18 protein-coding genes and 1 pseudogene are annotated in these 18,913 nt (G+C 63.8%); 5 read left to right on the forward strand and 14 right to left on the reverse strand.

Going from position 1 to position 18,913, the window contains the following annotated elements; genetic code table 11:
• The first annotated feature begins 46 nt into the window (after positions 1–46).
• On the forward strand, positions 47–1,108 hold the full coding sequence (locus QRN21_RS14580) for an AI-2E family transporter (protein ID WP_053096001.1): 1,062 nt from the start codon (positions 47–49) through the stop codon (positions 1,106–1,108).
• Here the strand turns inward: QRN21_RS14580 and QRN21_RS14585 are convergent.
• The 9 genes from QRN21_RS14585 to rpsB all read right to left on the reverse strand — a co-directional run bounded on the left by QRN21_RS14585 (position 1,105) and on the right by rpsB (position 7,814).
• The gene (locus QRN21_RS14585; RefSeq protein ID WP_056278678.1) at positions 1,105–1,818 is read right to left on the reverse strand and encodes an alpha/beta hydrolase; all 714 of its coding nucleotides are present in this window, start codon (positions 1,816–1,818) and stop codon (positions 1,105–1,107) included. The genes QRN21_RS14580 and QRN21_RS14585 overlap by 4 nt on opposite strands.
• Before the next feature lie 2 nt (positions 1,819–1,820).
• Positions 1,821–2,108: an Rv1322 family protein gene (locus tag QRN21_RS14590; RefSeq protein ID WP_082586579.1), complete on the reverse strand. Its 288-nt coding sequence runs from the start codon at positions 2,106–2,108 to the stop codon at positions 1,821–1,823.
• 9 nt (positions 2,109–2,117) lie between these two features.
• Positions 2,118–2,792 (reverse strand): aggregation-promoting factor C-terminal-like domain-containing protein, encoded by a 675-nt coding sequence (locus tag QRN21_RS14595; RefSeq protein WP_285364813.1) that lies wholly within the window; start codon positions 2,790–2,792, stop codon positions 2,118–2,120.
• A 48-nt stretch (positions 2,793–2,840) separates the two neighbouring features.
• The gene (locus QRN21_RS14600; protein WP_056278677.1) at positions 2,841–3,425 is read right to left on the reverse strand and encodes a DivIVA domain-containing protein; all 585 of its coding nucleotides are present in this window, start codon (positions 3,423–3,425) and stop codon (positions 2,841–2,843) included.
• Positions 3,425–4,564 (reverse strand): phosphatidate cytidylyltransferase, encoded by a 1,140-nt coding sequence (locus QRN21_RS14605; RefSeq protein WP_056278676.1) that lies wholly within the window; start codon positions 4,562–4,564, stop codon positions 3,425–3,427. The genes QRN21_RS14600 and QRN21_RS14605 overlap by 1 nt, the downstream gene beginning before the upstream one ends.
• Positions 4,565–4,569: 5 nt before the next feature.
• Entirely contained in the window at positions 4,570–5,124 is a 555-nt protein-coding gene (gene frr / locus QRN21_RS14610) for a ribosome recycling factor (RefSeq protein ID WP_053095997.1), read from the reverse strand.
• Between the two features lie 66 nt (positions 5,125–5,190).
• Positions 5,191–5,907 (reverse strand): UMP kinase, encoded by a 717-nt coding sequence (gene pyrH, locus QRN21_RS14615; RefSeq protein WP_056278675.1) that lies wholly within the window; start codon positions 5,905–5,907, stop codon positions 5,191–5,193.
• 90 nt (positions 5,908–5,997) lie between these two features.
• On the reverse strand, positions 5,998–6,825 hold the full coding sequence (gene tsf / locus QRN21_RS14620) for a translation elongation factor Ts (protein WP_053095995.1): 828 nt from the start codon (positions 6,823–6,825) through the stop codon (positions 5,998–6,000).
• A 44-nt stretch (positions 6,826–6,869) separates the two neighbouring features.
• The gene (gene rpsB / locus QRN21_RS14625) at positions 6,870–7,814 is read right to left on the reverse strand and encodes a 30S ribosomal protein S2 (protein WP_053095994.1); all 945 of its coding nucleotides are present in this window, start codon (positions 7,812–7,814) and stop codon (positions 6,870–6,872) included.
• Between the two features lie 305 nt (positions 7,815–8,119).
• On the opposite strand from rpsB, the gene QRN21_RS14630 reads away from it, so the two are divergent.
• Complete coding sequence (locus tag QRN21_RS14630) at positions 8,120–8,647, forward strand: murein hydrolase activator EnvC family protein (RefSeq protein WP_285364821.1); 528 nt, start codon at positions 8,120–8,122, stop codon at positions 8,645–8,647.
• Positions 8,648–8,663: 16 nt separating this feature from the next.
• Here QRN21_RS14630 and QRN21_RS14635 read toward each other — a convergent pair whose 3' ends face one another.
• Both QRN21_RS14635 and QRN21_RS14640 read right to left on the reverse strand, forming a co-directional pair.
• Positions 8,664–9,566 carry a tyrosine-type recombinase/integrase gene (locus QRN21_RS14635; protein ID WP_285364822.1) on the reverse strand — a complete coding sequence of 301 codons (903 nt, stop codon included), beginning with the start codon at positions 9,564–9,566 and terminating at the stop codon, positions 8,664–8,666.
• Positions 9,567–9,601: 35 nt separating this feature from the next.
• Entirely contained in the window at positions 9,602–9,937 is a 336-nt protein-coding gene (locus QRN21_RS14640; RefSeq protein ID WP_285364824.1) for a DprA-like winged helix domain-containing protein, read from the reverse strand.
• Between the two features lie 66 nt (positions 9,938–10,003).
• Between QRN21_RS14640 and QRN21_RS14645 the strand changes: the two genes are divergently transcribed.
• From QRN21_RS14645 to QRN21_RS14655, 3 genes are all read left to right on the forward strand, one after another.
• Entirely contained in the window at positions 10,004–11,527 is a 1,524-nt protein-coding gene (locus QRN21_RS14645; protein WP_285364827.1) for a recombinase family protein, read from the forward strand.
• Positions 11,528–12,095: 568 nt separating this feature from the next.
• Positions 12,096–13,874, forward strand: coding sequence for a DNA primase family protein (locus tag QRN21_RS14650; protein WP_285364830.1), 1,779 nt, complete (start codon positions 12,096–12,098; stop codon positions 13,872–13,874).
• Positions 13,874–15,010: a plasmid recombination protein gene (locus tag QRN21_RS14655; protein WP_285364833.1), complete on the forward strand. Its 1,137-nt coding sequence runs from the start codon at positions 13,874–13,876 to the stop codon at positions 15,008–15,010. Before QRN21_RS14650 ends, QRN21_RS14655 begins: the two co-directional genes overlap by 1 nt.
• A 597-nt stretch (positions 15,011–15,607) precedes the next feature.
• Here the strand turns inward: QRN21_RS14655 and QRN21_RS14660 are convergent.
• The 3 genes and pseudogenes from QRN21_RS14660 to QRN21_RS14670 all read right to left on the reverse strand — a co-directional run bounded on the left by QRN21_RS14660 (position 15,608) and on the right by QRN21_RS14670 (position 18,375).
• Entirely contained in the window at positions 15,608–16,138 is a 531-nt protein-coding gene (locus QRN21_RS14660) for a hypothetical protein (protein ID WP_285364835.1), read from the reverse strand.
• A 24-nt stretch (positions 16,139–16,162) separates the two neighbouring features.
• Positions 16,163–16,381 (reverse strand): annotated as a pseudogene (locus tag QRN21_RS14665) (hypothetical protein); the annotation flags it as partial.
• 47 nt (positions 16,382–16,428) lie between these two features.
• A complete protein-coding gene (locus QRN21_RS14670) occupies positions 16,429–18,375 on the reverse strand; it encodes a hypothetical protein (protein ID WP_285364838.1) in 1,947 nt (648 codons plus the stop codon).
• Positions 18,376–18,913 lie beyond the last annotated feature (538 nt).

Here is an 18,913-nt window from a genome sequence, read left to right on the forward strand (position 1 = left end):
GGTGCGGTGGATACGCTTGCAGAGTCCCCCATTCCGAGGAGCAACGATGAAGATCCACAACCCGTTCCGCACCGCCCTCGTGGCGACGCTCGGCGTGGGACTGGGAATCCTGCTGATCGGAAGCGTGGAGAGCCTGTCGACCGTGCTGCTCTACGTCGGTACGGCTCTCTTCCTCAGTCTCGGCCTGGACCCGCTCGTCTCCTTCCTCGAGCGCAGGCGTCTCCCCCGCTGGCTCGCCGTGCTCATCACGATCCTCGCGGTGCTCGGGATCTTCGCCGGGATCATCCTGATCGTCATCCCCGTGCTGGTCGACCAGATCTCGCAGCTCATCGCCGAGATCACGGCCATCGTCCAACGCGGGACTTTTCTCCTCGACCTGCGCCAGTGGATGGTCGACACGTTCCCCAATCTCAAGGTGGATGACGTCTTCGCCTATGTGACCGACTGGCTGGAGACGAACCTCGCCCAGATCGGGGGGTCCATCGGGCAGGGCGTGCTCGCCGCCGGCGGGGCACTGCTGAGCGGACTGTTCGGCGCGTTCATCATCCTCATCCTGACGATCTATCTGACCGCCTCGACACCGTCGCTCAAGCGCGCCGTCTACCAGCTCGCTCCTGCATCCAAGCGCGAGCGCTTCATCGACCTGGCCGAGCAGATCACCGATTCGGTCGGCTACTACGTCATGGGCCAGGTCTCCCAGGGCGTCATCAACGGCATCCTGAGCATGATCTTCCTCACGATCATCGATGCGCCGTTCCCGGCCGTGCTCGCCGTCGTCGCCTTCTTCTTCTCACTGATTCCACTCGTCGGCACCCTCACGGGGTCGACCATCATCGTGCTCGTGTGCCTGATCCCCGGCCTGGGATCACCGGCGACAGCGATCGCCGCCGCCATCTACTACCTCATCTACATGCAGATCGAGGCGTACGTGATCTCGCCGCGCATCATGAGCCGGGCCGTGTCCGTACCCGGAGCGGTCGTCGTCGTCGCGGCGCTGGCGGGCGGAAGCCTCCTGGGGCTGCTCGGCGCGCTGATCGCGATCCCGGTGGCAGCCAGCATCCTGATCCTCTACCGGCAGGTGCTGATCCCTCGCATGAACGAGCTCTAGTCGGCGGGCCACTCCGTCGGCAGCGGAAGAGCTGCCGGGTTCACGGCAGCGACGATCTCAGTGAGGACTCTCCGAGTCTGGCTCTCCCCCACCCAGAGGTGCTTGCCACCCTCGACGGCGATCAGCTTCGCATGCGGAATCGCGGAGAAGCGCTCGCGTGCTTCGGCCGGGCGGAGGTAGTCGTCGAGCTCGGGTACCAGCACCACGACGTCAGCATCGGAGGCGGCCCACTCCGCCACCTCGGCGTCTGTGGCGCGGTGAAGTGGCGGGGACAGGAGGATGATCCCCTCGACATCGTGTTCCCGACCGTACTTCAGCGCGAGTTCGGTGCCGAACGACCAGCCGAGCAGCCATGGGCGCGGAAGACCGCGCTCGCGCACGAAGCCCATCGCCGCCGCGACGTCGAACTGCTCCGCCTCTCCCCCATCGAACGCGCCATCGCTGGTGCCACGCGGAGAGGTCGTCCCTCTCGTGTTGAAGCGCAGCACAGCGAGGTCCGCCAGCGCAGGCAGACGGGCGGCAGCCTTGCGGATGATGTGCGAGTCCATGAACCCGCCGGCCGTCGGGAGAGGATGCAGCGTGACGAGCGTGGCCACGGGCGCCGACGACTCGGGAACCGCCAGCTCTCCGACCAGTGTCAGCTCGTCTGCGGTCTCCAGTGCGATGTCTTCGCGCCGCGCAGGCAGCTCGATCGGTCCACGGATCTCCATGCTCACGCAATCCTCCAACAGTGTGTGTGCCAATGCCTGCGTGCCGCGAGGTCTGCGGCGTCACCGAGCACCCCGTCTGCGCGCCAGATCACGAGGTGAGCGGTTCCGGGAACAACCGATCGCCCGCACCCAGGACAGATGTACTCCTTCAGCGCCTGAGCTGCCGACACCGGCTGGACGGTCCACTCGGAACCACGACGGACTTCCGTGCGCTTCCAGGACGCGAGGAGTCGATCGAGCGAATCGTCGGTGTCAGGGCGCGTCGGACGGCGTCTGCGAGAGCGGGCCATGAGGCCGACTCACCACCAGTGGTTGTTCGTCCAGAAGGCGTGGGCGCCCGCCCAGCTTCCGTATCGACCCGTGGCGTATCCCGTTGCCCAGCGCAGGTTGTCCACCGGGTCGTAGCCATTGCCGGGAACCTTGCTGCATGGCAGAGCCTGGACGAGCCCACACGCTCCAGAGGACTTGTTCGTCGCGTTCGGGTTCCAGCCGCTCTCGCGGGAGACGATGTAGTCGACGAAGCCCCAGTCGGACTCCGCGATGCCCGCTGCTGCCATCCACTCCGCAGGGGCTCCCCCGCCGGTGTAGTACAGAGGAGCGCTGGGACCGGGTTTCGATGACCCGGACGACGCGGTCGTCGGTGTCGGGGTGGGAGTCGGCTTGGGCGTCACGTAGACCGAGAACGATCCACGCTGAACCGGTGCGATAGCGGCACCCTCCGCGGTCACCGTGAGATTCTGCGTCTCCGTGAGCGCCGCTGAGTACGCCGACTCGGGGCCTTCCGTGTCAGGCTGCTGAGCCAGCGCGACGCCGGTCGGGGCGACCATCGCGGCCGCGAAACCCACGACCGCGAGGGCGCTGACGAAACCGACGACGCCCCGTCGGCGGCTACCGCTGCGCGCCGAAAGCGCCGCCGATGCAGGCACCGGCGTGACGTCTTTGCGATGAGGTGTGATGTCGTTTCGGGAGTTCACGATGAGTGGCAGTCTACCCGGTGAGGCGTGAGTCGGCCATCAGAACGCTCAGCGAACCGCCAGGATCACATCGACGGTAGCGTCGAGAAGGGCATCCACCTGCTCTTCCCGGTACCCGCCGCGCTGCATGCGGAACGCCGCCGAACGCAGCTGCTCGGCCGTCAGCGGTTCGCCGTCTCGCAGATAGCGGGCGATGCGGGTGCCCACATGGTCGACCTCGTCGATGCGATACCCGAAGGTGAGGACGCCCGTGCGCGCGAAACGCTGACGCTTCGGACGCGCGAGGTGGTCGAGGATGATCTGGGCATCGTCTCGTGCCTGCTCGACCCATGCCCCCGCGCCCTGCGACCGGACGGCCCGGTCACGCGCGCGAGCCGCCAGCGCGTCCTCCACTCTCCCGAGCGCCGCATCGACCTCTGCCACGACATAGCCGTTCTTCACGAGCGGGAAGGACGCCACGCGTACGTCGGCTGCGCCGAGATCGTCCGCGTCGCCTTCGAATGCAGCCCGAGCGGCTGCGAGGAACGTGTCGACCGCTGCGCGGTGATAGCCGCGCACGCGCCCGGTCGTCACAGAGAACGCGGCCGGAGGCTGAACCGAACCGTCCGATGTTCGCACGTCGTCGAAGACCATCACAGCACCACCCAGGAGGAGAAGAGGAAATACAGGCACAGCGCGGGCACCGTCGACGGAAGGATGCTGTCGAGTCGATCGAGGAGCCCGCCGTGACCGGGCAGCCAGGAGCTCATGTCCTTGATTCCGAGATCACGCTTGAGCATGGACTCCCCGAGGTCGCCGAGGGTCGCGGACAGCAGGATGGCGACGCCGAAGATCACGCCGATCCACCACGGCAGGTGCAACAGGAAGATCGCGAGGAGGACACCCGCCGTGATGGAACCCACCACGGCTCCACCGAACCCTTCCCACGTCTTCTTGGGACTGATTCGCGGGGCCATCGGATGCCGGCCGAAGGCCAGCCCGGCGGCATACGCGCCGGTGTCCGCCACGACGGCGATGGCGATGAAGCTCAGCACCCACCACTGGCCACCCTCCTGCTTGAGCAGGATCAGGGCGACCGCCGCGAGGAACGGCACGTAGATCTGAACGAAGCCTCCGATGACGGCATCCGTCAGCACATCGCCGTAGGTTCTGCCGTCCTTGGCGACCATCTGGGCGACCAACCGCCACACGATCACGAATGCGACGGCGAAGAACAGCATCACCCAGACGAACCAGAGGTCGAGGAAGAACGCGGACAGCACGAGCAGCGTCGCCGCCACGAACTGAGCGATCACGTCGATCCGCCGCCCGGACGCGCGCAGTGCCAGGGAAAGCTCGTACACCCCGAGCAGCGCCGCTGCCAAAGCGAACGGCACGAAGAGGACCTTGATGAACAACAGCGAGGCGAGCAGGGCGGCGCCGAACGCCAGCCCGATCAGCGTCGCGAGGATCAGGTCACGCCCTGTGCGCTCTTTGATGCGCTCGTTCGCCTGGTCGAGCTGCCCGCGAGCATTCGTGACGTGGGTCCCGAACTCGTCGCGTGCGGCACGCCACTGCTCTCTGATCGCGTTGTGATCAGCTGTGTCCAACGGAGACTCCGTCATCGCGCGCTCCTCGGCGGGGAGAGGTGGACGTGGCGGGATGCTCGTCGCGTCGAACGCCGGGAAGGCGCCATCGACCAGCGGGATGGCGCCGGTCGAGGTCGACGAGTCGCGCGCCTCCCGGCGCGTCTGCGGCTTGTCGGTGCCGTCATCGGTGCGTTCGTCGGACATGCCGCCTACACCTCGAGGAGCTCAGCCTCTTTGCGCTTGAGTGCGTCGTCGATGAGGTCGACGTGCTGGCGCGTGAGGGCGTCGAGTTCCTTCTCTCCGCGAGAAATCTCGTCTTCTCCGAGCTCGCTCTTGAGACCGTCGAGTTCGTCCTTGGCCTTGCGACGGATGCCGCGCACGTGCACCTTGGCGTCCTCGGCCTTGGTCTTGACGAGCTTGACGTACTCCTTGCGGCGCTCAGCCGTGAGCTCGGGCATCGTCACGCGGACGAGGTTGCCGTCGTTCGTGGGGTTCGCGCCGAGGTTCGGCATGTCCCGGATCGCCTGCTCGATCCCCTTCAGAGCACTCTTGTCGTAGGGAGTGATGATGAGGGTGCGCGCCTCCTGGTTCGCCAGAGAGGCGAGCTGGGCGAGCGGCGTCGGCGTTCCGTAGTAGTCGACGAGCACCTTCTGGAAGAGCTGCGGGTTGGCGCGACCCGTGCGCACCGTGGAGAAGTCCTCCTTGGCGGCCTCGACCGCTCGTGCCATACGGGAGGTGGTTTCAGCGAGGACATCCGCGATCACGGTGACTCCTATCGTCGGGGTGTTCTGAAATTCTATCTGGCGCGGCGCGTGAGCACCGTCAGGGACTCAGGCGGTGACGAGAGTGCCGATCGGCTCTCCGAGGAGCGCACGCGTGACATTGCCCGCCGGCTCCATGCCGAACACCCTCATGTCCATGTTGTTGTCCATGCAGAGGCTGAACGCGGTCGAGTCGACCACCTTGAGGCCGCGCTGAAGGGCATCGCGGTAGGTCACGCGCTCGATGCGCTCGGCGTCGGCGTGCTTGTTCGGGTCCGCGGTGTAGATGGCGTCGACGCCGTTCTTGGCCACGAGCACCTCCTGCGCCCCGATCTCCAGCGCGCGCTGCGCGGCGACCGTGTCGGTGGAGAAGTACGGGAGGCCCGCTCCGGCGCCGAAGATGACGACGCGGCCCTTCTCCATGTGCCGCTCGGCCCGCAGCGGGATGTACGGCTCGGCGACCTGCGTCATCGAGATCGCGGACTGCACGCGGGTCGGCGCTCCGGCCTGCTCGAGGAAGTCCTGCAGCGCGAGGGCGTTCATCACCGTGCCGAGCATGCCCATGTAGTCGGCTCGCCCCCGGTCCATTCCGCGCTGGCTGAGTTCCGCTCCGCGGAAGAAGTTGCCGCCGCCGACGACGATCGCGATCTCTACGCGGTCGACGGCCGCGGCGATGTCACGGGCGATCTGGCTGACGACGTCGGGGTTGACGCCGAGCTGTCCGGCGCCGAACGCCTCACCGGAGAGCTTCAGGAGAACGCGACGGCGTCCGTTGCCTTCGGTCATGGGGGTGTTCCTCTCGTCCCGATTCAAGATAGTGCCTTCTGGGCATGAAGAAGGGGTTCGGATCATGTGATCCGAACCCCTTCGACGGTGTTACGCGCCGACCTTGAAGCGCGCGAAGTCCGTCACGGTGATACCGGCGTCCTTCGCCACCTGGGCGACGGAGAGCTTGTTGTCCTTCGCGTAGTCCTGCTCGAGCAGTGCGACCTGCTTGATGAACGCGGAGACACGGCCCTCGACGATCTTGGGCAGAGCCGCTTCCGGCTTGCCCTCGTTGCGGGAGATCTCGGTGACGATCTCGCGCTCCTTCTCCACGGCGTCAGCCGGGACGTCCTCGCGGGACAGGTACGACGGGTTCGCGAACGAGATGTGCTGCGCGATGCTGCGAGCGGTCTCGGCGTTGTCACCCGTGTAGGCGACGACGACGCCGATCTGCGGCGGGAGGTCCTTGCTCGTGCGGTGCAGGTAGACCTCGACGTTGTCGCCGGTGATCGTGCGAACGCGACGAAGTTCGACCTTCTCGCCGATGATCGCAGCCTCTTCCGAGATGACCTGCTCGACGCTCTTGTCGCCTGCCTGGGCGGCGAGTCCGGCCTCGACCGAGTCGGCCTTGACGGCCGCGACAGCGTCGGCGACCTTGTCGGCCAGTGCGATGAAGCGCTCGTTCTTCGCGACGAAGTCCGTCTCGCAGGCGAGCTCGATCAGCGTCACTGCGCCGTCCTGCTCGCGAGCGACGATGAGGCCCTCGCTGGTCGAACGGTCGGCACGCTTCGCGTTGCCCTTGGCACCCTTGAGACGCAGGATCTCGGTGGCCTTCTCGACGTCTCCGTCGGCCTCCTCGAGCGCCTTCTTGGTGTCGACCATTCCCGTTCCGAGCTGCTCACGCAGCGCCTTGAGGTCGGCGATGGTGAAGTTGGCCATGTGTGGTGGCTCCTTGCTTCGTGATGTGTGTGGTGGTCGCGGAATTACTTGGCGTCTGCTGCCTCGGCGGCGGCGACCTCAGCGGTCTCCTCGCCGGAAGCGGCAGCGATGGCCTCGTCGTGCGCCTCGGCGCCGGCCTCGTCAGCAGCGGTCTCGTCGGCAGCGGGGGTCTCGACGGTGGCAGCCTCGTCAGCTGCGGCGTCATCGACCTCTGCGGCGTCAGCCGACTCCTGCACGGGAGCCTCGAGGAGCTCCTTCTCCCAGTCGGCGAGCGGCTCAGCGTCACCCGTCTCGGGGTTGTGCTTCTGCTGCAGGCCCTCTGCCGCTGCGTCCGCGATGATGCGGGTGAGCAGCGAGACGGAGCGGATGGCGTCGTCGTTGCCGGGGATCGGGTACTGGAAGTCGTCCGGGTCGGCGTTGGTGTCGAGAATGCCGATCACCGGGATGCCGAGCTTCTTGGCCTCGTCGATGGCGAGGTGCTCGCGCTTGGCGTCGACGACCCAGAGAGCGGACGGCGTCTTGGTGAGGTTGCGGATACCACCGAGCGACTTGTGGAGCTTGTCGAGCTCGCGCTTCTTGAGAAGGAGTTCCTTCTTGGTGAAGCCCGAGGCAGCCGGGTTCTCGTAGTCGAGCTCCTCGAGCTCCTTCATGCGAGCGAGACGCTTCGCGATGGTCTGGAAGTTGGTGAGGAGTCCACCGAGCCAGCGCTGGTTGACGTAGGGCTGGCCGACGCGCGTGGCCTGCTCCGCGAGGATCTCCTGCGCCTGCTTCTTCGTGCCGACGAAGAGGATCGTGCCGCCGTGCGCGACGGTCTCCTTGACGAAGTCGTAGGCCTTGTCGATGTAGCCGAGCGACTGCTGGAGGTCGATGATGTGGATGCCGCTGCGCTCCGTGAGGATGAAGCGCTTGACCTTCGGGTTCCACCGACGGGTCTGGTGTCCGAAGTGCACGCCGCTGTCGAGCAGCTGGCGGATGGTGACCACAGCCATGGTCGTCTCCTTGTTCCGGCGCGATTCTGCGCCCTTGAGGTTGTCGAGTCGATCGGACGACCGAACTCCCTGGTGCCCGGCGCACACCCGCCTGAGTGAAATCAGGACCAGTGGGAGTGGATGCCACGACCGAAGTCGCTCTGGGCACGCGTAGTCACCCCGAGATCGAGGTGCTCCAACAGCATACAGGATGCGGCGGCCTCACTCCTCCTGCACGATGCACCGAAGCCATGTCTTCCCCACATGGATCGCGGGGGTTGCGATGACGCGTCCCGCCGCCGGCGGGAGCGACGGACCATTGCCTCATGAACTCCCGCGTACGCGCGACCATCGCGTTCCTTCTGCTGGTCGCCCTGATTCTCGTCGCTCCGATCCCGGCGCGTGCGCGCGCGTCATCCGCGGAAGGTGCGAAGTATCCCGTCTGGCTCTGGCCGACCGATGAGCGCCGCGCGATCGCGTCGCCGTATCGCGCTCCCGCGCACGAGTACGGTGCCGGCCATCGAGGGATGGACCTCGCGACGACGCCGGGGGCTGTGATCCGCGCTCCCGCCGACGGGACGATCGCATTCCGCGGAACCGTCGTCGACAGGCCTCTGATCACGATCGAGCACCCCGGTGGCTACGTGTCGACGTTCGAGCCGTTGTCCTCCGAGCTCTCGCCGGGAGACGCGATCTCATCGGGGCAGGTGATCGGCACCGTGGCTGCCGGTGGCCACGCGGCGCCCGGCACTCTGCACCTCGGTGTGCGAATGGATGGCGCGTACATCAACCCGATGCTCCTCTTCGGCGCCGTACCCAGGGCGGTGCTGCTCCCCTGCTGCACGACCCCGTGAATCGGTGACCGGGTGTTCAGGCGCGCGGGTGTGCGAGGCGATACGTCGCGGTCAGCCGTTCGGCGGACACGTGGGTGTAGATCTGGGTCGTACCGAGACTCGCATGGCCGAGGATCTCCTGCACCGCTCGCAAGTCCGCGCCGCCGTCCAGGAGGTGGGTCGCGGCAGTGTGTCTCAGCGCATGCGGGCCGACCGTGTCCGCCCCGATGAACGGTGCGAGCACGTCGGCGACGAGCGAATAGACCGCGCGCGGTCCGATCCGCGCGCCTCGACTGCCGAGTAGCAGAGCCGGGGCCGGTCGGGCAGCTCGTGCGGCGAGTGAGGGGCGCCCTCGAGACAGGTAGGCACCGGTGGCATCACGTGCAGGAGCACCGTAGGGCACCACCCTCTCTTTCGCGCCTTTTCCCATCACGCGCGCCGTGCCCCGGTCGAGGTCTAGATCGTCGACATCGAGTCCGCACAGCTCGGAGACTCGGATCCCTGCCCCGTACAGCAGCTCGAGAATCGCATGGTCGCGGAGCGCGATCGGATCACCGGCGGCGGCGGCGTGCCGTTGCGCCTCGAGAAGAGTCGTCATCGCGTCCTGAGAGGCGATGACGGGCAGCGTCCGCCCCCGCTTCGGGGCTACCAGCCGGAGACTCGGATCGTGTGCGACGAGCTGCTGCTCCTGCGCCCAGCTGAAGAAGGACCGCGCCGCCGCGGCGCGCCGCGCGAGTGTTGACCGCGCGTCCCCCCGTTGAGTCGCGCGCCACAGCCAGTCGCGCAGTGTCTCGAGTGTGACGTCTTCGAGCTCGCGATCGCCGACGGTCTCCGCGAGATCACGGAGATCAGATCGGTAGGCCCGCACAGTCGCTGAAGACAGCCGACGCACTCGGGAGAGATGCTCGGTGAAGGCGTGTGCTGCTGCCTGGAACTGCATGGATCAAGTGTGCAGGAGCGCGAATCCGCGCGGTGTCAGCCGCGCCGCTCTCCGTCCGGCCGTTTCCGCCATCCGCTCTCGACGCGCGTGACAATCCCATCCAGCTTTAGGAGCCCGAGGAGGGCGCCGATCCTCTCGGGAGCGAGCCCCGATCTTCGGGACAGCTCGAGAACGGGTCGTGCGGAGCGACTGCTCAGGGCGTCGAGCACCCGAGACCGATCCGGGTCCGTGGCTCCGCCAACGGTCGTCCCGGGTGCGGCGTCACCCCACAACTCGCGTATCTCGGCGGTGGTAGTGACGCATCTCGCGTCGTATTCACGAAGAAGCCGATGACAGCCGGCCGACGATGCGGAGGTCACAGGCCCAGGCACCGCACCGAGCGGCCGTCCGAGCGCAGCCGCGTGCCCGGCGGGTATGTGAACGGATACCCTCGGTCTGTGGCACTTTCTGCTGAGGCAACCTGCGCAATCTACGTACGCATCTCCCAAGACCGTAGCGGCGAAGAACTCGGGGTTGAGCGCCAGCAGCGGGAGTGTCAGGAACTGGCCACGCGCCTGGGCCTTCACGTCGTGCGCGTGTACGTCGATAACGACATCAGCGCGACGAGCGGCGCGCGACGTCCCGAGTTCGAAGAGATGCTGATGGATCGCCCCCGTTCCGTCATTGCCTGGCATCAGGATCGCCTACTTCGGCTCACGAGCGACCTTGAGAAGGTCATCCAACTGGAAATTCCGGTGCACATGGTGACAGCCGGATCATTGGACCTGAGCACACCCTCGGGGCGAGCCGTCGCCCGCACCGTCGCCGCGTGGTCTCAGTTCGAAACTGAGCAGAAGGCGCTGCGTCAGAGGGCATCCAATCGCCAGGCCGCAGCCAACGGCCACTGGCAGTTCAGCTTGCGTCCTTTCGGCTACGAGCGCGTCAACGGTGACATCATCGTGCTCGACTCAGAAGCGAAACTTATCCGTGACGGCTACCGGTGCGTGCTTCGCGGTGACAGCTACCGTTCGGTCGCAAAGCGGTGGAACCGTCTCATCGAGCGCTGGGATACCCCCGGGTTCAGACCCGTCATGGGCGGCACCTGGGCGAGTTCAAGAGTTCAGAGGCTTCTGGAAAACTCTCACTACGCGGGCGTCGTGACATATCAAGGTGAACCAGTCGAGCTACCCCCGGGGAAAGCTCCTCAGTGGACTCCGCTCATCACCAAGGACACCTGGCGAGCCTTCAGGGAGCTGAAACTGGCTCGGAAAACGAAGCGTTCATGGGCGGTGTCGCCGAAGCACCTTCTATCGGGACTGCTTGAGTGCGGCGTGTGCGGCGGCACCCTCTACTCGCACGCCCAAGATCAAACCACACGGAAGGGCGCCGCGGACGCGGGTAAGGCTCGGCTACCAGTCCTTGACGCCGCAGGAAGGCGCGTCAAGCACACGACATACGTCTGCGTCGACAAGCACTGCGTGTCGATCCGAGCCGACTACGTTGAGGCTCTTGTCGGAGAGGTCATCTCTCTCAAACTCTCGGACCCCCGAGTAGTCCAGGCGTTGAGAACAACCGACGACAGTGCTCCCCTCGAGGCAGAGATCGCAGACCTTCACAAGCGACGTGACGACCTCACGGACATGATCGGCGACGGCCTCATTCCCCGAGAACGCGCGCGGGAGAAACTGAACGAGATTGCGGGGCGACTGCAAAGCGCACTCTCGCGAATGGAACGGCTCCGATCCGATTCACCAATTACGGATCTGATGCTGTCCGACTCGATACCCGAGCGATGGTCCGCCCTCCCCGTGCTCGCACGAAGGAGGGCGATAGTGAGGCTCGGCCTCAAACTCACGATCAACGCTGCCGACAAAGGCAAGCGCACCATTGACCTCGCAACCGGACAGGTTCACTCCGAACGCGCGTGGGCTATGCGCCGTGTCGCCTGGAACTGGGACGGAGATGGAGGCGGAGGTGGGTGATTCTGGAGTTAAGTCCATATCGCTTTGGCAATATCTGCTTCACCGCTGTGTTAGATTGGTGTCCTGATAAGACGAAAATGACGAAGCCCCACTTGTAATCCGGGTTGCCCGGAATAGAGTTGCGTCATAGGAACCACGTGCGTTCCACCGGATCGAAAGGTTCGGAAACTAACCCGGCGATAGAGCGTGGCAGAAGTCGGTCCTACAAAGGACCGACCATGCCTAAAACCAGTTCCCAGAAGCCGACCGCTGTCGAAAGGGTTCTTGACCTCTACGAAGCCGCAGAGATCCGAAACGTTGACGGATCCCGTCGCTTCGGCAGTGTCTTCACTCTGCGTCGTCGCCTCAAGGATGGCTCTCTCCCCCATAGCCGCAGCGAGAGCAACCGCAAGTATTTGGTTACGCTCTCCGACCTCGAGCAGCTTGAGCTGGCAGATTCACCTGTCGCGGCCGACTCTGCCCGAGCCGAGCTTCGCCTTGCCGCGAATCGGGTACTAGCGACCAGCGGGCCGCTCACTGATGACGAGTGCGCGCACTTCGCAGCTCTTCTTCGCGGAGGTGCCGCGGCGTGAGCAACAACGAAATCCGCCCCAGCGCGGTGAACACTGAAGCGGATCAGACGTTTGGCGGCGTCACCTCCAATCTTAACAGCGCTACGGCTACGAGCAATACTTCCGCGGCTGGTCGGAATACGACGACGCAGCAGGTACGTGTCTCTGTCGAGACTCTCGTCGACAAGACCATCGGGCGCTATCTGAAGGAGATCAGTGGCGACGTTCCTGTGTCGCCCGAACAACTCCGAGACAACGCCCTAACAAGAGTCAATGCGGAGATCTGGCTGGAAAACGCTGAACGAAAAGGCACACCTGCTCCTCTGCTGAAACCGCTATACGCGCTGGAAGAACACTCGGTCGTCCAGATGCTCCTCGCCCGCCACCGCATGGTCAAGATCGACCTCACCGACGGCCATGGGAGTGAGGATGCCGGCGTGCTCGCGATCTATGAGTCATCGGGATCGCTTGAAGGCATCTACAACCCGAGTGTGTCGCGCCTCAAGGCGCTGATCAGCGAACTGCGGCCATCATTTAAAGACTCCGCGCTCGATTCCGCGCTGAACCGCATGCCAACACATGCACCGGTGGTGAGTCGCACCGTTCTGCCGCATCTCATTCCTGTGGCGAACGGAGTGTTCGATCATGCGCGTCAAGTCCTGCGCCCGTTCGCGCCGCATTGGGTGTTCTTGTCAAAGACCGGATCGAGCTACGATCCGGCAGCGCGGAGTCCTCGAATCCTTCAGCCCGACGGCACCGAGTGGGAGGTGGAGGAGTGGTTCCGCAGCTTGTCGGACGACATCGGGGTTCCTGAGTTGCTCTGGCAGATCGTTAGCGCAGCCGTTCGCCCGTTCTGCGCATGGAATCAGTCGGCCTTGCTCGTTGGCCCGAAAGGCATGGGCGGGAAGGGCACGCTGCTCGGCCTCATCCGGAGCCTCCTCGGACCGCGCGCACACGCTTCTATCCCGCTAGCGGCTTTCGGCAACAGGTTCGCTCTTACAGCACTCATCAGCAAGAGCGTCAATCTTGTCGACGAGAACGAGGTCGGCGCCTTCGCCACGAAACTCGGCGACTGGAAGTCGACCGTGACCGGGGACGTGATCAGTGTCGAAGCGAAGTATAAGGATCCCGTTGAGATGCGGTGGAACGGGTTTGAGGTGCAGTGCTACAACGAGATGACCCCGCGCATGAAAGACAAGTCAGAGTCACTGATGCGGCGAATGCTGATCGTTCCGATGGTGAAGAACTTCAAGGGTTCTGAGAACAAAGACATCAAGGAGAAATACCTGGCAGATCCGGGCGTTCTGAGCTACGTGCTCAAGCGCGCCCTCCACATGCAGCACACCTCGTTCACCGTTCCTGAAGTATCCCGGGTTGCCTTGGAACGATGGTTCGCTGCAAACAACAAGGTCGTCGGGTGGTGGGAAGAGCATAAGGATCAGTTTGTCTGGGACCTCCTTCCTTGGGCCTTCCTGTACGACGCATACAAGGCCTGGTACGCGAACGTCGAGCCCAGCGGCACCGTGGAAGGGTTCAATCAGTTCGGTGAGTCTCTCAAGGACCACCTGCAGGCTTCGGAGTCCTGGTCGGTGATCTCTTCGTCGATGCGGCCGGGGTCGCGAATGTCGGCACCAGAGCCCCTTGTCGACGAGCACAAGCTGAGTGCTTGGATGAATCAGACTTGCTCGGGTTCAGACCCGCTCAAGCGAACCTTCCCATTTCCTCTCAAGACGAACTACAAGGGAATCCTGCGGGTACCGGTACCGGTTGCAATTACAGTTGGAGGCGCGAACTGATGGCCTTCACTATGACTTTCGATGCCTCCGTCAAGGTGAAGCGCGGCGCGCACGCAAGGAATCTCTTCCGGCATATCGCGAGGGATGTCGATCAGGCCGCTGGCTTCGACTTCCCGCAGCTGAACGTGAATATCGATTCCGCGCGCACCCCGTTGAACGTGACCGTCGTCAATGACGGTCACGGAGGGTTTCGTTCGCCCGCTTCAGTCGAGGGTCGTCCGCCCTCTGACGAGTTGAACGACTATCTACAGAAGCGCCTCACGAGTGTACACAGAGCGCTCCGCCGCGATGCAGTACTTATGCGGCCGATCGTCCTGCAACTTGACCCGGCCTGGTTCGCTTCGAACAACGCTGACTGGCGTCAGAGTCGTCTCAATGCTGAAGCCCGTCGCTATATGGGAGCGTCCCTGGACTGGTTGTGTGGGGAGTTCGGCCGAACGAATGTCGTCGGCTGGTCGCTGCATCTAGATGAGTATCACCCTCAGTTGCAAGTCTTGATGACCCCTGTGACCGACGATGGTCGGCTGTCACAGAAGGATTTCTTCAAGGGGCCGCACGATCTCAAACGCCAGCATCGTGAACTGCGCGAGGCGGTCGCGGCAAGCGGCTACGACGTTGAGTATCGGGTGACCGAACGGTCGAGAGAGCATCTGAGCAGTAGCGACTTTCAAGCTCGCGCGGAGAGACTGCGCGCGGAAGCGCAGATGCTGGCGGATGCACGTGAGAACGCGGAGATGCTCAGAATGAGGATGCACGCGCGACTGTCAGCTGTGGACGATCGCGAAGCCGAGCTGGCGAAGCGCGAGCGCGAAGCGGAGTCGCTGAAGTCGTCGTCCCGACAGATACAACAGGATGCCCAGGAGCTCGAACAGAGCGCGCGGTTGGCACGCGCGACTGCTCTTCGAGCGCGCGAAGATGCTGAGATGGAGCGGGCGCGCCTGGAACACGCTAGTGCTCGGCTCGAGGCTCTACCGCCCTTCTTCGAGCGCTGGCTCGATAGGTCCTCCAGCAAGGGGAGGCCGCTTCGGGAACGCTTCGAGGCCGACCGAGCGAGTATGCGGCGGCAAGTCTTTGGCTCGACTTATCGGGAGCAAGATCTAACGGTCGATGGCCGCGCGGAGCCGGACCTTCCATAGCGGGCGTGAGGTGGCTGCGAAAAAACGAACTGCGTAGCCACTTCACCCGTCACCGCAGCCGTCGGACGGATCGGATGGGGTCGTCACGGTTAAGAGCCAAGCAGCGAAGTTGGTGGGCTGCCACGTGGCAGTGGCTAAACGGCCACTCGCGTCTGTTTTGCGAAACGCTTGAACATGCCTCATCCTCCGGTCGAGCGAGGGCACCTCCGACGAGTTCTGGAGTTGCGCCACGGACAACGTGCCGCCTGATTACGGTGCGCCCGGAGTCCGAAGGACCTCGGAAATCGGTACCCCTGTACCTCGTGTGAGCTGAGTCGCCTGGGATCGTCGAGGACGAGGTCCTCTCGCTCGACGCTGTCGGCACCGTACAGCTTTACGCCGACCCGCTCGCCCGCCTGATCGGCACTCCGGCTACACCGCGAATCGCCTGGGTTTACCGCGGCTCACACGATGTCTCGCGTTCACTGAGTCGCGAGATTGCAACGGAGTATGGATACGCGGCGGATGGTATGAGGCCTCCGTCATCGGACTTGATGCAGCCGAAGTATCGCTCACTTCAGACGTTGCCGGACCTCGTCGCACGCACTCCAACGAGCGCTACGACGGGAGCGCTGCGCCCAGCGAGGTGATCAGGTCTCGAGCCATATCCGCAGTCTCTTCCGTGACCGCGTTACTGATTCCAGAGGCAACCGGAGAAAGCAGTCCCTTCAACATCGTGACACCGCGGCGCACCACGCCTCGGTCAGGCTGATCCTTCACGGTCTCATGAAGGATCGTTTCGCTCGCTTCAACCAGTTCGTCCTGGTCCTGCGGATCCAACTTGAACGTCGCGACCCCGGCGAGCAGACGAGTCACGAGGTCCGCCACTTCCTCATAGCCAGTCGCAACCTGCTGGACGTTCGTCTTCCCCTGTGTCACGTCGTGATTGTCCCAAGCGAGCTGAGCGCCATCACCTGTAACGGTGACTACGGGGCCGTGGTAGTTGTTGATGGTCATCGCGGCCGGAAGACGAACGTCTGAAGCATCTGCCTGAAGAGGCACGCGAACCGGGTTCTTGGCGAACTCACGCTCGAGCTCCCGGGTCATCTTCCGAATCACCTGCTTGTTGATCTTGAAGCCACTCGCCATTTGGTCCTCCCGACCTCGATGACTCTATGCTCGCACGAGGTCCGACTCACTGGGCGATGGGTCGGCCTCAAGGACAGCCGGGTGCTCAGGGCTGTCATTGCTGATGGGACCGACGGCATCGATGCCTCGACCGGCTGAGTCGACCAGCTTCCAGTCCTCGTAGCGTTTCACGGGTAGGTAGGGGCAAGCGTCGCCGCGTCCCATGGTGACGACGACGCCAGATGCCTGCACAGCTTCGGTCGTGCTCCGGGAGAACTTGATGGGCGGCGCTGATTGCGGATGCCGCCTCGCTAGAGATCCTGCTCTTCGCTCCCCATGAGCATCGCTGCAGACGCGAAATCGTCATTGATCTTGATTATTAGGGCTATCGTGAGCTTCAGCGTTGTGATGTACGCCTCGAAGTGAGCGCCGGGACCGTCTAGGTCCGCCTGCGAACCGTGCAGGTACTTGTTGCGGATCTCCGGCCCATTGTGAAACTGCGATTTGTTGAGCTGATAGTTGAAGTAGCCGGCTTCGGCAGTCGTGAGCAAGGTTGCGGCTAGCCGCAGCCAGCCTCGGTCGACCATCTCGTCGGCTGCAGCACGACCACGATCCGTGAGATGGACATAGCTTGCAGCTTCGTTCGACACCAACGACCGTAGGATCAAGAACTGGGGCGCGTTACCAATCTGAACCCGGTTGCCAGAGTTCAGCAAGACTCCGAGTCCGATGAGTTGGTCAAGCGTCGGCCTCTGATGCTCCTCAAACTGGTCGTAGGTGACCCGGTTGCGGAGCAGCAACGTGGCCAGGTCGTCGGCTTGCAGATCCTCGCTGATGTAGTTCATCGCCGACTGGTCCGAGAACAGCGCGTAGAGAATCCCCTCGATCTCCGGCGTATTGCTCGAGTAGAGATACTTGCTGTCCAACAGGCTCGGTATCTGGTGGTAGCGAACGTTGTCGGAAGCGATTCCGAGAAGCTCGCGGTCGATGCCACCGTCTTCTGCGTACAGCGCGAATTGACGAACCACGCTCTCCATCTCGACGAGCAGGTGCCTTGTCTTCTCAAGGAAACTGGAGCTTCTGGCCGATGCCCTAAACGAGAACCCTCGGGCACCGAACTCACCGGGGAGGTAGTCATGAAAGAACCAGGACACGACGGATTCCAGTTCGACGTCTTTGCTCTCCAGGAAGTTCAGCACGAGTTGCGTCTGCAGCGTCGACATGATGTCTCGAACTCGGTAGGCCGCACCGACGTGATAGTCGGTCTGTCCCGTCGTCATCATGAAGCGTTCGAACACACCGAGCTCTGCCTGGTGTGACGGAAGCAAGAGCAGCGCGTTCTCGTTAGCGAACTCGAAGAGGTACTGAAAGTTGTTCAGAACACTCGGGTTGTCGGTGGTCTTCTCTAACCACGCTCGACTGTACGAGGAGTGCACGACCATGCCATCAAGGCGCGACACGACCGGCTCTTCTTGGTCGTCAACGATCCGTAGCTCGGCACCTGACTTGATGCCGGGGTTCTGTTTGAAGATCGCCTCGGTCTCGCGATCCCGTCGCCGCCTAGCCTCGAGCTTCAACCGCGCATCAACGCCGGTAACTTTCTCGCTGATTGGCGCGGTTTCTATAAGACGCAAGTAGTGGGAGTTGGCATCCGTGGCCTGAATATAGCGGGCCATCAGCGCGCGGGAGTCTGCAGCGGTGAGGGATCTGGGAAGGTAGCGCGTCTTCCGCCGATCCTTCGAAAAGAGCTGCCGTATGAGCAACTCAGCGTTCTTCGAATCGTTCAAAAGTAGCTCTCGAAGATTTAAGTCGTACGTCCTCACCAACGTCTTGTTGGACAACATCTCGCTCAGATGAATGTCGTTGTCAACGAGTACTGGGAGCATGACCTCAGCACTGCAGCGCTCGAACGCACGATTGTTGCCGAGCAGCGTGAGCACGTCGGAGTGGTACTCGCGCGGGATCCCTTGAATGCGATCACGCACGTTGGACTCATCCACCTCAGTGAAGAAGCGGGCGACAGCGATTCTGGCGCGGGCGCTCTCTTCGGCGAGGGCAGTCCGCTCCGCCTCTGTGGTCGACACTGGTACGAAGCCTGAATCCTGGAAGCGGTGCGCGTTGTACAGTTCGATGGCGTGCGTCGCGTCGACCAACGGTGCCCCACGGCCGAAGGCTCGCAAGATCGATGCCGCGTCGTCGACCTGCCAATACGTTGAGAAGTCCCCCGAACCGTAGTAACGCAGTCGCCGTCGTGCCATTCGTGAGTCCCCCCATTGTCGACGTTAGGCTATCTTCCACCTCCGACGCGGATACCCCGACTCAAGGCGAACATGCCACAGAGACGAGTCGCAAAGGAGCCGACAGATCAAACGTAGGTTCGGATAGGCCGGTGACCGCCGGGGCCGCCTGATACGCACTCAGGCGATCTGCGCCTTGCGTTGACTCCGAGAAGTCGCGGTTGGGGCCAATCGCCGAGGCCACGCGGATGAACCGCCATATCTGGCCCGTAACGGCCGGTGCGGACCACTGCACGACCCCGCCTCTTTTCAGTCATGCGGGTGTGGCCAGAGAGCGACGGGAAGGCGGCCACAGGTGACCACCTCGCGGCCACCTCGGACGAGATCCCCCAGCGATGACCGGAAAGTGACAGGATAGTGGCCACCTCACGGCCATCCCCCTGCCGACTCCCCCTGCCTGACCGGCAACTGACCAGCAAGCGGCCACATCACGGCCACCCTCCCGCCGACTCCCCCTGCCTGACCGGCAACTGACCAGCAAGCGGCCACATCACGGCCA

The organism is Microbacterium sp. LMC-P-041 (assembly GCF_030209555.1).
In the GTDB taxonomy this organism is placed as follows: Bacteria; Actinomycetota; Actinomycetes; order Actinomycetales; family Microbacteriaceae; genus Microbacterium.